At 57.6% G+C, this 13,450-nt stretch carries 14 protein-coding genes; 6 read left to right on the top strand and 8 right to left on the bottom strand.

The genetic code is table 11. The features are described 5' to 3' along the window. Position 1: 1 nt before the first annotated feature. Together M5B97_RS07505 and argF are read right to left on the bottom strand one after the other, a co-directional pair. Entirely contained in the window at positions 2 to 1,108 is a 1,107-nt protein-coding gene (locus M5B97_RS07505; protein ID WP_248731157.1) for an ABC transporter ATP-binding protein, read from the bottom strand. Then, entirely contained in the window at positions 1,105 to 2,025 is a 921-nt protein-coding gene (gene argF / locus M5B97_RS07510; protein WP_248731158.1) for an ornithine carbamoyltransferase, read from the bottom strand. Before argF ends, M5B97_RS07505 begins: the two co-directional genes overlap by 4 nt. A 437-nt stretch (positions 2,026 to 2,462) precedes the next feature. Between argF and M5B97_RS07515 the strand changes: the two genes are divergently transcribed. Both M5B97_RS07515 and grxD read left to right on the top strand, forming a co-directional pair. Beyond that, positions 2,463 to 4,571 carry a molybdopterin oxidoreductase family protein gene (locus tag M5B97_RS07515; protein ID WP_248731159.1) on the top strand — a complete coding sequence of 703 codons (2,109 nt, stop codon included), beginning with the start codon at positions 2,463 to 2,465 and terminating at the stop codon, positions 4,569 to 4,571. Positions 4,572 to 4,657: 86 nt separating this feature from the next. After that, positions 4,658 to 4,996, top strand: a complete 339-nt coding sequence (gene grxD / locus M5B97_RS07520; protein WP_065906770.1) for a Grx4 family monothiol glutaredoxin — start codon at positions 4,658 to 4,660, stop codon at positions 4,994 to 4,996. A gap of 92 nt (positions 4,997 to 5,088) precedes the next feature. Here the strand turns inward: grxD and bfr are convergent, their stop codons facing one another. Together bfr and M5B97_RS07530 are read right to left on the bottom strand one after the other, a co-directional pair. Next, the gene (gene bfr / locus M5B97_RS07525; RefSeq protein WP_123714788.1) at positions 5,089 to 5,559 is read right to left on the bottom strand and encodes a bacterioferritin; all 471 of its coding nucleotides are present in this window, start codon (positions 5,557 to 5,559) and stop codon (positions 5,089 to 5,091) included. A gap of 201 nt (positions 5,560 to 5,760) precedes the next feature. Beyond that, on the bottom strand, positions 5,761 to 5,979 hold the full coding sequence (locus M5B97_RS07530; protein WP_123714789.1) for a bacterioferritin-associated ferredoxin: 219 nt from the start codon (positions 5,977 to 5,979) through the stop codon (positions 5,761 to 5,763). 244 nt (positions 5,980 to 6,223) lie between these two features. On the opposite strand from M5B97_RS07530, the gene M5B97_RS07535 reads away from it, so the two are divergent. Beyond that, entirely contained in the window at positions 6,224 to 6,826 is a 603-nt protein-coding gene (locus tag M5B97_RS07535) for a peroxiredoxin (RefSeq protein WP_003172097.1), read from the top strand. Between the two features lie 142 nt (positions 6,827 to 6,968). On the opposite strand, the gene rnt is transcribed toward M5B97_RS07535, so the two are convergent. After that, the gene (rnt, locus tag M5B97_RS07540; protein WP_060753949.1) at positions 6,969 to 7,640 is read right to left on the bottom strand and encodes a ribonuclease T; all 672 of its coding nucleotides are present in this window, start codon (positions 7,638 to 7,640) and stop codon (positions 6,969 to 6,971) included. Beyond that, positions 7,637 to 8,683 (bottom strand): dihydroorotase, encoded by a 1,047-nt coding sequence (gene pyrC / locus M5B97_RS07545; RefSeq protein WP_248731160.1) that lies wholly within the window; start codon positions 8,681 to 8,683, stop codon positions 7,637 to 7,639. Before pyrC ends, rnt begins: the two co-directional genes overlap by 4 nt. A 156-nt stretch (positions 8,684 to 8,839) precedes the next feature. On the opposite strand from pyrC, the gene M5B97_RS07550 reads away from it, so the two are divergent. From M5B97_RS07550 to M5B97_RS07560, 3 genes are all read left to right on the top strand, one after another. Beyond that, on the top strand, positions 8,840 to 9,748 hold the full coding sequence (locus M5B97_RS07550) for an OmpA family protein (RefSeq protein WP_248731161.1): 909 nt from the start codon (positions 8,840 to 8,842) through the stop codon (positions 9,746 to 9,748). Between the two features lie 141 nt (positions 9,749 to 9,889). Further along, positions 9,890 to 11,107 carry an argininosuccinate synthase gene (locus M5B97_RS07555; RefSeq protein ID WP_248731162.1) on the top strand — a complete coding sequence of 406 codons (1,218 nt, stop codon included), beginning with the start codon at positions 9,890 to 9,892 and terminating at the stop codon, positions 11,105 to 11,107. A 623-nt stretch (positions 11,108 to 11,730) separates the two neighbouring features. After that, the gene (locus M5B97_RS07560; RefSeq protein ID WP_060753953.1) at positions 11,731 to 12,363 is read left to right on the top strand and encodes a response regulator transcription factor; all 633 of its coding nucleotides are present in this window, start codon (positions 11,731 to 11,733) and stop codon (positions 12,361 to 12,363) included. An 81-nt stretch (positions 12,364 to 12,444) separates the two neighbouring features. Here M5B97_RS07560 and M5B97_RS07565 read toward each other — a convergent pair whose 3' ends face one another. Continuing rightward, positions 12,445 to 12,627, bottom strand: a complete 183-nt coding sequence (locus tag M5B97_RS07565; protein ID WP_134658360.1) for a hypothetical protein — start codon at positions 12,625 to 12,627, stop codon at positions 12,445 to 12,447. A gap of 107 nt (positions 12,628 to 12,734) precedes the next feature. Further along, a complete protein-coding gene (gene nth, locus M5B97_RS07570; protein WP_123714794.1) occupies positions 12,735 to 13,373 on the bottom strand; it encodes an endonuclease III in 639 nt (212 codons plus the stop codon). Positions 13,374 to 13,450 lie beyond the last annotated feature (77 nt).

Below are 13,450 nucleotides of genomic sequence, written 5' to 3' on the forward strand. Positions count from 1 at the left end.
CTTATGCCGGGTTGTTGCGGCGTACGCCAGAGTCGGCGTGAGGGAGGAGCGCGGCAACGCTGCCTGATGCCTGGAACAGCACCAGATGTTCAGCCGCAACACGAATGCCGACGTCCGCCCCGACCTGATGATCGGCATGGCTGGGGAAGATTGATTCCAGTTGAGCACCCGTTGGCAGCTGCAAGCGGTACAAGGTCGAGGCGCCGAGGAAGGTCTTGCCGACAATCCGCGCTTTCAAGGCGCTGTCCGGTGCATAAACGATGTCATCCGGGCGCAGCAACACGTCCACCGCGCCACCTGTAGGCCAGGTGTAGGCGCGATTACCGCGCAGGTCGCCCAGTTCAGTGCTGACCGATTCCGGCGAACTCAACTGGCCACGAATGAAATAGCCCTGGCCGATGAAGCTCGCCACGTAAGGCGTCTGCGGCTCGTGATAGAGGTTGTAGGGCGTGTCCCATTGCTCAAGGCGACCCTCTTTGAAAACCCCTACCTGATCACTGACGGCGAATGCTTCTTCCTGGTCATGGGTCACCAGGATCGCACTGGTGCCGCGCGCCTTGAGAATGTCACGCACTTCATGGCTGAGCTTGCGCCGCAGCTCGCCGTCGAGGTTGGAGAACGGTTCGTCGAGCAGCAACAGTTGCGGCTCCGGCGTCAGGGCGCGAGCGAGGGCGACACGTTGCTGCTGGCCGCCGGAAAGCTCGTGGGGAAAGCGCTTGCCCAGGTTCTTCAGGTTGACCAGTTCGAGTAACTCGGCGACCACGCGGTCTTTTTGCGGGTGTTTGCGAATGCCGAAGGCGATGTTGTCGGCCACGCTCAGATGAGGAAACAGAGCGTAATCCTGGAATACCATGCCAATCCGGCGCTTCTCTGGCGCCAGGGTGAAACCTGCGCTGGAGATGACTTCGCCGGCCAGGCTGATTTCGCCTTCATGCACCGGTTCAAACCCGGCAATTGCACGCAGGGTGGTGGTTTTGCCGCAGCCCGAGGACCCCAGCAGACAGCCGATGTCGCCGGCATTGAGGTGCAGGTTGAGGTTCTGCACCACCCGTTGATCTTGATAGCCGCATGCCAGGTTGCGCAGGTTCAGCAGAAGAGCATGACTCATGCGTGGTGATACGCCGGCTCTACCAGGAACTCGAGCAGGGCCTTCTGCGCGTGCAGGCGGTTTTCGGCCTGGTCCCAGGCGACCGAGCGCGGGTCGTCCAGCAGGTCGAGGCTGATTTCTTCGCCACGATGCGCTGGCAGACAGTGCATGAACAAGACATCCGGCGCGGCCAGGTCGAGCAACGCGCGGGTGACCTGGAACGGTGCGAACAAGGCCAGGCGCTGGGCGGTTTCTTCTTCCTGGCCCATGGAGGTCCAGACGTCGGTACTGACCAGATGCGCACCGATCACGGCATCGCGCGGGTCGCGCACCACGGTGACGCGGTCACCGGCCTGCGCCAGGAAGCGCACCTCGGGCTCATAGCCTTCGGGGCAAGCGATGCGCAGTTGGAAGTCGAACTGGATCGCCGCTTCTATATAACTGTTGCACATGTTGTTGCCATCGCCGATCCAGGCCACGGTCTTGCCCCGGATCGCGCCGCGATGCTCAAGGAAGGTTTGCATGTCGGCCAGCAATTGGCAGGGATGCAGGTCATCGGACAGGCCGTTGATCACCGGTACGCGGGAGTTGGCGGCAAATTCGGTCAATGTGCTGTGGGCGAACGTACGGATCATCACCGCATCCAGCATGCGCGACATGACGATGGCGCAGTCGCTGATCGGCTCACCCCGACCCAGTTGGGTATCGCGCGGTGACAGGAAGATCGCCTGGCCGCCCAGCTGGATCATGCCGGCTTCGAACGATAAGCGGGTGCGGGTCGAGGACTTCTCGAAGATCATCCCGAGCACGCGGTTTTTCAAAGGCTCAAACAGTACGCCGCGGTTACGCAGGTCTTTAAGCTCAATGCCTCGACGGATCACGCTGACCAGCTCTTCGGGCGTGCAAGCCATCAGGGAGAGAAAGTGCCTTGCGCTCATCATTAACTACCTTTTGCAACAGACCGCAGATACTCAAAGCCTTGTTTATTGTGACAACGGGCGAGACCTGCGGCGAAAGCCGCACGGGGCGACGAAATAGGGGAAGGCGCGATATTGACACTAAATGTCGCGTCTTACCAATAGGGCTACGATTTTAAGGGTGTTCAAGAAGGGCGCGAGGGCGCTTTTGAAGACTGATTCCTGGCGGCAGCGGGGCATTTGTACACTGGCGTTGCAACCTTTTGCAATGCGCGAGGGCGGGCCCAGGCCAGGCTGTGTCGGTTTCAGAGACCGTGTGGGAAACGTCTGAAACATTTGCTCATGCTTAGACACATGGCTTGGCCTGATAGCCATCGATTCACAAGGCGAACGGTGCTGGCGACTCCGCGGGGCTGGGTCCATAGTCTGGGCCAAAGCCCCTATAAAAGAGACTGGCCATGACCAAGACTCTCCACCACCGAGCCTGCCATCTGTGTGAAGCCATCTGCGGCCTGACCCTGGAAACCACCCTGGCCGACGACGGCCACCTGGCGATTACCTCGATCAAGGGGGACCCGCAGGACACGTTCAGCCGTGGGCATATCTGTCCCAAGGCCGTGGCGCTGCAAGATATCCAGAATGACCCGGACCGTCTGCGTCAACCGATGCTGAGAGTGGGCAGCGAGTGGCAGCCGATCCCTTGGGAGGATGCATTCGCACACGTCGCCGAGCGGCTGGCCGATATCCAGGCGCGCCATGGGCAGAACGCGGTGGCGGTGTATCAGGGCAACCCCAGCGTGCACAACTACGGGCTGATGACCCACAGCAACTACTTCCTCGGCTTGCTCAAGACGCGCAATCGGTTCTCGGCGACTTCGGTGGACCAATTGCCCCACCACCTCACCAGTCACCTCATGTATGGCCACGGCCTGCTATTGCCGATCCCGGATATCGACCACACCGACTTCATGCTGATCCTTGGCGGCAACCCGCTGGCGTCCAATGGCAGCATCATGACAGTGCCGGATGTGGAGAAGCGCCTGAAAGCCATCCAGGCCCGTGGTGGTAAAGTGGTAGTGGTCGATCCACGACGCAGCGAGACGGCCGCGATGGCCGATCAACACCTGTTCGTGCGCCCGGGAGGGGATGCCGCGCTGTTGTTTGGGGTACTCAACACGTTGTTCAGCGAGAACCTGACCCGCGCCAGTCATTTGCCGGTTGAAGGTCTTGAGGATGTGAGCCGGGCGATCGCCGGGTTTACCGCCGATGCGATGAGCCGCCAATGTGCGGTGCCCGCCGAGCAGATTCGTCAATTGGCGCGAGACTTTGCCGCCGCCGACAAGGCCGTGTGCTATGGACGAATGGGGGTCTCGACCCAGGCCTTCGGCACCCTGTGTCATTGGCTGGTGCAACTGATCAACCTGGTGACCGGTAATCTGGATCGTGTCGGCGGTGCGTTGTGCACGACACCGGCGGTGGACCTGGTGGCGTCAACCGGCGGTGGACATTTCAATCGTTGGCAAAGTCGGGTTTCCGGGCGTCCGGAGTATGGCGGTGAGTTGCCCGTGTCGGCATTGGCCGAAGAAATGTTGACCGAAGGTGACGGACAGATCCGGGCGCTGGTGACGGTGGCAGGCAATCCTGTGCTGTCGACGCCCAATGGCCGCCAGCTGGAGCAGGCGCTGGATGGCCTGGAGTTCATGGTCAGCATCGACCTTTATATCAACGAGACCACGCGCTATGCCGACCTGATCCTGCCGTCCACCTCGGCGCTGGAGAACGACCACTACGACACCACCTTCAATATGTTCGCCGTGCGCAACGTCACTCGTTTCAATCGCGCGATCCTGCCCAAGCCTGAGGGTGCGTTGCACGATTGGGAGATTTTCGTCGGCCTGGCCAAGGCGTTTGCCACGCTGACCGGCGTGGCGCTCAAACCCACGATGGAACCCATGAAGATGATTGATTTCGGGTTGCGCGCCGGCGTCTATGGCGATGCTTCCAGCCACAAATTGTCAGTGGCGATGTTGGCCGATCATCCCCATGGCGTGGACTTGGGGCCGCTCAAGCCCAATCTTGCGGCACGCCTGAAAACGGCCAATGGCCAGGTGCAGGCGGCGCCCGCGGTGATTTTGGCGGATCTTGCGCGCTTCGCGGTGCAACCGGTACCCAAGGACGATGAGCTGTTGCTGATCGGTCGCCGGCACGTACGCAGCAATAATTCCTGGATGCATAACTATCACCGTCTGGTGAAAGGCAAGCCTCGCCACCAGCTGTTGATGCACCCCGAAGACCTGGCCCGACGTCAGTTGAGTGACGGTCAGCGGGTGCGTGTCAGTTCGCGTATCGGCATGGTCGAGGTGGAAGTGCTCGCCAGTCTGGACATGATGCCGGGCGTGGTCAGCTTGCCCCACGGGTGGGGCCATGGCCGGCCAGGCGTGCAGATGGCCATTGCGAGCGGACAGCCGGGGGCCAGTGCGAATGACTTGACCGATGAACGGCAGTTGGATGAGTTGTCCGGGAATGCCGCGCTGAACGGGGTGCCCGTACGGGTTGCGGCGGCATAAGCTGCCTGAGCACTGCGCGGGAATTTTGCGTTACAATGCGTCACCGTGCCGACCTGTGAGTCGCGAAGTTCCTGCAGAGGTGTTCCATGGATATCATCGAAACGATCAAAGAGCAGATTGCCAACAACACCATTCTGCTTTACATGAAGGGCGCGCCAAACGCTCCTCAGTGCGGTTTCTCCGCGAAAGCTTCCCAGGCCATCATGGCGTGTGGCGAGAAATTCGCTTACGTGGATATCCTGCAAAACCCTGAAATCCGCGCCAACCTGCCGAAGTACGCCAACTGGCCTACCTTCCCACAACTGTGGGTAGCCGGTGAACTGGTCGGCGGTAGCGACATCATCGTTGAGATGGCGGCTGACGGCTCGCTGCAAGCGCTGATCAAGGAAGCCGCGGCAAACGCCGCTGCCAAGACTGACGCTTGATGCTTGCGTAAGGTGCTTTTGTAAAAAAGCCCCGCAATAAAAAGCCCCGCTTCTCCAAGAGAGCGGGGCTTTTTTGTACCTGCGTTTCGGGGTTATTCACCCATCTGCGATTGCAGGTAGTTTTCCAGGCTGACTTTGTCGATCAGGCCCAGTTGGGTTTCCAGCCAGTCGATATGCTCTTCCTGATCTTCCAGAATATCTTCCAGCAGTTCACGGCTGCCGAAGTCGCCCTGGCTTTCGCAATGCGCAATGGCTGCCTTGAGGTCGCTGTGGCTCTTGTGTTCGAACTTCAGGTCGCTGCTGATCATTTCCTGGGAGTGTTCGCCGATATTCAGCTTGCCCAGGTCCTGCACGTTCGGCAGGCCTTCCAGGAACAGGATGCGTTTGATCAGCGCGTCCGCGTCCTTCATGGCCTTGATGGATTCTTTGTATTCACGCTTGCCCAGCTTTTCCAGGCCCCAATCGTCATACATGCGCGCATGCAGAAAGTACTGATTGATCGCGACCAGTTCATTGGCAAGGATTTTGTTGAGTTGCTGGATGACTGAAATGTCGCCTTTCATGACTGGGGTCCTGCCCTGTAATTGCTGTGTATAGGGCGGAGTTTGAGCGGCGAAATACTGGGTGTCAAACCTAAGTTATTGAATAATAAATGAAAATTAATAGGAATAAGAATGTTTGTGTTCCGCGTTTTGACGCTAACTAGTTGAATTGCAGGCATAAAAAAACCGGACACCAAGTCCGGTTCTTCAAAACACGCTGATTTAAGCGTGTGTAAATTCTGCAGAATAGGGGAGCGCTGTCTGTGCGGTCTGCAACTGCGTCAGGGTTTCCCGTACCACTTGTTTGGCCAGGCAAGCACATTTTCCGCACTGGCTGGCAACACCGGTGGTTTCACGTACTTCCTTGTAGCTGCAGCAACCTTCGTAGATTGCTTCGCGGATTTGTCCGTCGGTGACGCCAGTGCAGAGGCAGACATACATAAGGAGAACCGTCGCAGGTTTAAGACTTAAGTGCGGTGGATCTTAATGTTAACGAGAATGATTGTCAAAGTGGATTCGTAGGGTAGTTGCTGGCACTGCGCCCGCACTGACGAACGGTTTTTTCAGTGTATGATGGTCGGTCTTTACGAAGCGTGACTGCGTCACAGGGTTGTCGCCGGAATGCGGCAGACTCAAGGGCCGGTCCTTTTACTTCAATCGTCACCCCTGCATCAGGAGATACCCAATGAGCGTACTCGTCGGTAAACAAGCCCCGGATTTCGACGTACCTGCCGTCCTCGGCAATGGCGAAATCGTAGACAGCTTCAAACTGTCTGAAGCCATCAAAGGCAAATACGGCCTGGTGTTCTTCTACCCGCTGGACTTCACCTTCGTTTGCCCTTCGGAGCTGATCGCTCTGGACCATCGCATGGACGATTTCAAGGCGCGCAACGTTGAAGTGGTAGCCGTTTCCATCGACTCTCATTTCACCCACAACGCTTGGCGCAACACTGCCATCAATGATGGCGGTATCGGCAAAGTCAAATACACCATGGCTGCCGACATGAAGCACGACATCGCCAAAGCCTACGACGTCGAGTCCGAAGGCGGCGTGGCATTCCGTGGCGCGTTCCTGATCGACGACAAGGGCGTTGTGCGCTCGCAGATCATCAACGACCTGCCGCTGGGCCGTAACATGGAAGAACTGATCCGTCTGGTCGACGCTTTGCAATTCCACGAAGAGCACGGCGAAGTTTGCCCTGCCAACTGGAAAAAAGGCGACAAGGGCATGAACGCTTCGCCAGAAGGCGTTGCGGCTTACCTGACCGAGAACGCTGGCAAGCTGTAAGCCAGAATCGCGGTACAAAAAAACCGGCCTGAGAAGGCCGGTTTTTTTATGCCTGGGCGATGCCCCTGTAGTGAGCGGGGCAATAAGCGTAAATGCCGTCCTACGAAAAAGTCAGGGCAAGCCCGCTCACCGCAGAGCCCTTTCAGTCGTTGAAGTCTTCCCAGCCGCCCATGTCTTTCCAGCGGTTGACGATGCCGCAGAACAGCTCGGCGGTCTTCTCGGTGTCGTAGCGTGCCGAGTGGGCCTCGCGACCGTCGAAGTCGATACCCGCTGCCTGGCACGCCTTGGCCAATACCGTCTGGCCATAAGCCAGGCCGGCGAGGGTGGCCGTGTCGAAGCTGGAGAACGGATGGAACGGATTGCGTTTCATGTCCAGCCGAGCCACGGCCGCGTTCAGGAACCCCAGGTCGAAGCTGCTGTTGTGTCCCACCAGGATCGCACGTTTGCAGCCATTGGCCTTCAGTGCCTTACGCACGCCACGGAAGATATCGGTCAGTGCCGCCTCTTCACTCACGGCCATGCGCAGGGGGTGGTCCAGCTTGATCCCGGTGAACTCCAGGGCCGCCGCCTCGATGTTGGCGCCTTCGAATGGCTCGACACGAAAGAAGTGGGTGTGTTCCGGGTACACGAAGCCCTGTTCATCCATGCCGATGGTAGTAGCGGCGATTTCCAGCAGCGCGTCGGTGGCGCAATTGAAACCACCGGTCTCTACGTCGATGACAACCGGCAGATAACCGCGAAACCGCTCGGCCATCGGGTGACGGGAGCCGCCACCACTGTGCTCGTGTTCGTCGTCGAAATGATCTTCACTCACTTGCTTTCCTCCAGCAGGCGCCAGCGCAGTGTTTCACCGGCGCGCAGCGGGATGACGGTCAGCTCGCCGAACGGCAGGCTGGCAGGGGCGGTCCAGTCTTCGCGGACCAGGGTAATGCGGTCGGTATTCGCCGGCAGGCCGTAGAAACGTGGGCCGTTGAGGCTGGCGAAACCTTCGAGTTTGTCCAGGGCGTTACGCTGTTCGAACGCTTCGGCGTACAACTCGATCGCCGCATACGCGGTGTAGCAACCGGCGCAGCCGCATGCGGCTTCCTTGGCGTGCTGGGCGTGGGGGGCGGAGTCGGTGCCGAGGAAAAACTTCGGGTTGCCGCTGGTTGCCGCGTCCAGCAAGGCCACCTGATGGGTGTTGCGCTTGAGGATCGGCAGGCAATAGAAGTGCGGCCGAATCCCGCCCACCAGCATGTGGTTGCGGTTGTAGAGCAGGTGATGTGCGGTGATCGTCGCGCCGACGTTGGCCGAGGCCTCGGTGACGAACTGCACGGCATCGGCTGTGGTGATGTGCTCGAACACCACCTTGAGGGTGGGGAACAGCTCGACCACACGGCGCATATGCTCGTCGATGAAGATCTTTTCACGATCGAATACGTCGACATCACCACGGGTGACTTCACCGTGGATCAGCAACGGCATGCCGACTTCGGCCATGGCTTCGATGGCTGGCAGGATCTTGTCGATACTGGTTACGCCGGAATCTGAGTTGGTGGTCGCGCCCGCCGGGTACAACTTGGCGGCATGCACGAAACCGCTGGCTTTGGCCTGGCGAATTTCGTCAGGTTGGGTGCGGTCGGTCAGGTAGAGCACCATCAGCGGTTCGAAGCGGCTGCCGGCCGGCCGTGCAGCGAGGATACGCTGGCGATAGGCGTCGGCTTCGGCGGCATTACGGACCGGCGGTACCAGGTTAGGCATGATGATGGCACGGCCGAACGTGCGCGCTACATCGGCCACAGTTTGGGGTAACGCAGCACCATCGCGAAGATGAATATGCCAGTCGTCGGGACGCAGCAGGGTCAGGCGGTCGGACATTGGGGATTCCAGGCGGGTCAATCTGGTGGGAATGCTACCGGAAAAGACACTTGCAGGCACTCGCTATCAAGTTTTGCAGGATGCGACCGATATCCCCGGGTATGCCTTAACGATGTATGACGCTTTGAAGTGTTGTAGAAACCAGTGGAGCCTCCCGTGCGCCAGCATTATCTAGCCCTGCTCAGTGTGTTTGCCAGCCTGCCTGTGATGGCCCTCACGTTCCAGACGCGCCTGGAGAATATTGAGTGGAAGGTGGAGGGCGATCAGTTCGAGTGCCGTCTGGCGCAACCGATCACCGATTTCGGTTCCGGAGAGTTCGTGCGCCGCGCCGGCGAGCAGGCGACGTTTCGTCTGAAAGCCTACAACGGCTCGCTCGGCGCAGGTTCGGCCACCTTGTTGGCCGCCGCCGCCCCTTGGCAACCCGGCCGGGGTGATATCAATCTCGGTGCCGTGCGTGTGGGCAGTGGCGATGTGCTGTTCAACAGCTCCCAAGCCCAAGCCAGTCGCCTGTTCAATGGTTTGCTGGAGGGGCGTAGTCCAACCGTGCGGCATTACGCGCGTGAGGGTGGCTATTCGGAGATACGCCTGCTGCCGGTGAAGTTCAACAAGGCCTACAACGATTATCAGGTGTGCACCACCAAGCTGCTGCCGATGAATTACGATCAGGTCAAACAGACCGAGGTCGGGTTTCCGGGCGGCGGCATCGAACTGGATGCCGCCGCCAAGAAAAAGCTGTCGGTGATCGTCGCATTCATGAAAGCCGACCCCACGGTCAACCATGTCGAGTTGAATGGCCATTCCGATAACAGCGGCAATCGTCTGACCAACCGTGATGTCTCGCGGCGTCGTGCGCTGGCCGTGATGGACTACTTGAAGGCCAATGGTATTCCAGAGTCGCAAATCACCATGCGTTTCTATGGCGAAAGCTACCCATTGGCTCCCAACACCAATGCAGCCAATCGGGCGCGCAACCGTCGCGTCAACATCCAACTTGAACGGGTAGCAGTCCCCGAGAAACCAGCGCCTTCAGCCACAGGCCCGAGCAACCCCGCGCATATTTCATAGGGCGCTTCATAAGGTGCGACCATCGGTCGCCCGTTCGACATAATCTGTCGCTTTATCTTCATTTGCTGTCGCGCCTCTGTAAATTCGCGGTTTTGGTCGGTAGAATCGACGCCTTTCCGTACAACCCCGTGGAGTGATGGCATGGCCGACGTAAACAAGGTCGTTCTCGCGTATTCCGGCGGCCTGGACACTTCGGTGATCCTCAAGTGGCTGCAGGATACTTATAACTGTGAAGTGGTGACCTTCACCGCTGACCTGGGTCAGGGCGAAGAGGTCGAACCTGCACGTGCCAAGGCGCAAGCCATGGGCGTGAAAGAGATCTACATTGACGACCTGCGCGAAGAATTCGTCCGCGATTTCGTCTTCCCGATGTTTCGCGCCAACACCGTCTACGAAGGCGAGTACCTGCTGGGTACTTCCATCGCGCGTCCACTGATCGCCAAGCGCCTGATTGAGATCGCCAATGAAACCGGCGCCGACGCCATTTCCCATGGCGCCACCGGCAAAGGCAACGATCAGGTCCGTTTCGAACTGGGTGCCTATGCGCTCAAGCCTGGCGTAAAAGTGATTGCTCCTTGGCGCGAATGGGACCTGCTGTCCCGTGAAAAGCTGATGGATTACGCTGAAAAGCATGCAATCCCGATCGAGCGTCACGGCAAGAAGAAATCCCCGTACTCGATGGACGCCAACCTGCTGCACATCTCCTACGAAGGCGGCGTGTTGGAAGACACCTGGACCGAGCACGAAGAAGACATGTGGCGTTGGACCGTCTCCCCGGAGAACGCACCCGACAAGCCGCAGTACCTGGAACTGACCTACCGCAACGGCGACATCGTCGCGCTGGACGGCGTCGAAATGACCCCGGCCACCGTACTGGCGACCCTGAACCGTATCGGCGGCGAACATGGTATTGGCCGACTCGATATCGTTGAGAACCGCTACGTGGGCATGAAGTCCCGTGGTTGCTACGAAACCCCAGGCGGCACCATCATGCTGCGCGCTCACCGCGCCATCGAGTCCATCACGCTGGATCGTGAAGTGGCACACCTCAAAGATGAGCTGATGCCCAAGTACGCCAGCCTGATCTACACCGGCTACTGGTGGAGCCCTGAGCGTCTGATGCTGCAACAGATGATCGACGCCAGCCAAACCCACGTAAATGGCGTCGTGCGCCTGAAGCTGTACAAGGGCAATGTGATCGTCACCGGTCGCAAGTCCGACGAATCGCTGTTCGACGCAAACATCGCCACCTTCGAAGAAGACGGCGGCGCCTACAATCAGGCGGATGCAGCAGGCTTTATCAAGTTGAATGCACTGCGCATGCGTATTGCGGCCAACAAAGGTCGCTCGTTGTTCTGAGTGATTCGCCCGAGATGAAAAATGGCCCCTTGTTCAAGGGGCCATTTTTTTGCCTGGGTATTTGAATGAGGGTGAAATGTTTAAAGTTATTAAACACCTGTTGATAGTTTTGTAGCAGGCAATATGTGTTGAATTTTTTTGGTTAAATGACGATTGGATTTTGTAGGGGGAATGAATTTTTTACACCTGGGCAGGAACTAGCCTTACAGAAGATTCACTCACAAAAGTACAGCGAAGCCATTAGATGCTGAAACGTCTGTAGGAATTTTGGGTGTAAGAAAATATGTTAAGCGGAACTAAAGCAGCCGAATTTTTTATGCCGGGTTTACCTTGTGTGGGCAAGAGGCAAGGGGCATTTGCTGAAAGATATGTGCGTCAAGTTTACCGCAGGCCCTGTAGCCGCTGGAGATTTCACTCAAGATATGTACTAGCCCGGAAAGGTCTGAAAGGTTTTATAAAACTGGACACATCCAAGTTGGCGGTTTTTTGTAGGTTAATTCTTATATCGTTGTGGGTTGGGTCTCTGCTTGCTGTTGCTCGGGGGGGAATGCTATGCCAACTATGAAACGACTAGGCTATTGTGCGTGCTCTAAATAATTCGAACAGCGAAATTGGACTTTCTCATGAATAAAGTGCTGATCGTGGATGATCATCCCGTCATTCGTCTTGCTGTGCGCATGCTGATGGAGCGTCATGGTTATGAGGTCGTTGCCGAGACTGATAACGGTGTCGATGCGTTGCAACTTGCGCGGGAACACACGCCGGACATTGTCATACTGGATATCGGAATTCCCAAGCTCGATGGCCTGGAAGTTATTTGTCGGCTGGCTTCAACCAAACAACCTGCACCGTTCAAGGTGCTGGTACTGACATCCCAGGCCCCAGGGCATTTTTCCATGCGTTGCATGCAGGCGGGGGCGGCCGGGTATGTGTGCAAGCAGCAGGACCTGACCGAGTTGTTGAGTGCCATCAAGGCAGTGCTTTCCGGTTACAGCTATTTTCCGAACCAGGCACTCAACTCGGTACGCTCCACCATGGGCAACGCCAGTGAGGCTGACATGGTCGAGCGCTTGTCGGGGCGAGAAATGATGGTGCTGCAGCAACTTGCGCGGGGCAAAACCAACAAGGAGATTGCAGACGGTATGTTCCTTAGCAACAAGACGGTCAGTACCTATAAGACCCGCTTGTTACTCAAACTCAATGCCCGCTCCCTCGTTGACCTGATTGAGCTGGCCCAACGTAACGGGCTGGTATGAGGTAAGGCATTCCACCGCCAGAATGCCCGCACAACCGGCAAAAGCCTCCGTCAGGGAGGCTTCCGGTCGTTAACCAGTCGATCAGAAATCGAAGTCGTAATCGGCCAGCTGTTTTTGCAAGCGTCGCTCTTCCAGAAGATTGTCGATAGTGCGGCGTTTGCTCAAATTGGTCTTGGCCACCTCTACAACAGGGGCGTCCCCATCGTCATCCGACTCCACAATAAGGTCGTCTTCTACATCCAGTTGTTCTTTGCCAGTGCTCATAAGGTTAACTCCAGGCTAAGACTGCCGTTGGCGCTCCTTATAACGATAATCCTTGAACGGGTAAAAAAGATTTTTTCAATCGGTTGATCGGAAAAGCTAATGAGCACTCAATCGTCAGACGTCTTGTCCTTGTATTCACACAGGTCTTCGATGCGGCAGCTCCCGCAGCGAGGTTTGCGGGCCTGGCAGACGTATCGCCCATGCAGGATCAGCCAGTGGTGGGAATCGAGCAAATACGGTTTGGGCACGAACTTCATCAATTGCTTTTCAACCTCCACCACGTTCTTGCCGCGAGCAATGCCGGTGCGGTTGCTAACGCGGAAAATATGCGTGTCCACCGCCATGGTCAGTTGCCGAAACGCAGTATTGAGTACCACGTTAGCGGTTTTTCGGCCTACACCGGGGAGTGCTTCCAGTGCTTCTCGGGTTTGTGGCACTTCACTGCCATGCAGCTCAATGAGCATGCGGCAGGTCTCAATGACGTTCTTGGCCTTGCTGTTGTACAGGCCGATCGTCTTGATGTATTCCGACAGTCCATCCACACCCAGTGCGTAGATGGCTTCCGGCGTATTGGCAACCGGATACAGTTTGGCCGTGGCCTTGTTGACCCCAACGTCCGTGGATTGCGCCGACAGGATCACCGCTATCAGCAACTCGAACGGCGAAGAGTAGGCCAGCTCGGTTTTGGGCTCGGGATTGTCTTCGTGAAACCTGCGGAAAATTTCCAAGCGTTTCGCAGCATTCATGGGGCAGGCGTTTCCTTGCAGGCAGTCAACGTAGTGTTCAAAAGTAGGGCCGGGCTTTGCAGGATAAACCATCGCCA

The sequence above is a fragment of the Pseudomonas sp. MWU13-2517 genome, assembly GCF_023242545.1.
Classification (GTDB): Bacteria; Pseudomonadota; Gammaproteobacteria; order Pseudomonadales; family Pseudomonadaceae; genus Aquipseudomonas.

What these genes read in the sequence shown, in the direction of transcription:
- argF (WP_248731158.1), bottom strand. Translation starts at nt 2,025, where the DNA reads ATGAGCGCAAGGCACTTTCTCTCCCTGATGGCTTGCACGCCCGAAGAG.
- M5B97_RS07515 (WP_248731159.1), top strand. Translation starts at nt 2,463, where the DNA reads ATGACCAAGACTCTCCACCACCGAGCCTGCCATCTGTGTGAAGCCATC.
- M5B97_RS07555 (WP_248731162.1), top strand. Translation starts at nt 9,890, where the DNA reads ATGGCCGACGTAAACAAGGTCGTTCTCGCGTATTCCGGCGGCCTGGAC.
- grxD (WP_065906770.1), top strand. Translation starts at nt 4,658, where the DNA reads ATGGATATCATCGAAACGATCAAAGAGCAGATTGCCAACAACACCATT.
- M5B97_RS07505 (WP_248731157.1), bottom strand. Translation starts at nt 1,108, where the DNA reads ATGAGTCATGCTCTTCTGCTGAACCTGCGCAACCTGGCATGCGGCTAT.
- M5B97_RS07530 (WP_123714789.1), bottom strand. Translation starts at nt 5,979, where the DNA reads ATGTATGTCTGCCTCTGCACTGGCGTCACCGACGGACAAATCCGCGAA.
- bfr (WP_123714788.1), bottom strand. Translation starts at nt 5,559, where the DNA reads ATGAAAGGCGACATTTCAGTCATCCAGCAACTCAACAAAATCCTTGCC.
- pyrC (WP_248731160.1), bottom strand. Translation starts at nt 8,683, where the DNA reads ATGTCCGACCGCCTGACCCTGCTGCGTCCCGACGACTGGCATATTCAT.
- nth (WP_123714794.1), bottom strand. Translation starts at nt 13,373, where the DNA reads ATGAATGCTGCGAAACGCTTGGAAATTTTCCGCAGGTTTCACGAAGAC.
- M5B97_RS07565 (WP_134658360.1), bottom strand. Translation starts at nt 12,627, where the DNA reads ATGAGCACTGGCAAAGAACAACTGGATGTAGAAGACGACCTTATTGTG.
- M5B97_RS07535 (WP_003172097.1), top strand. Translation starts at nt 6,224, where the DNA reads ATGAGCGTACTCGTCGGTAAACAAGCCCCGGATTTCGACGTACCTGCC.
- M5B97_RS07560 (WP_060753953.1), top strand. Translation starts at nt 11,731, where the DNA reads ATGAATAAAGTGCTGATCGTGGATGATCATCCCGTCATTCGTCTTGCT.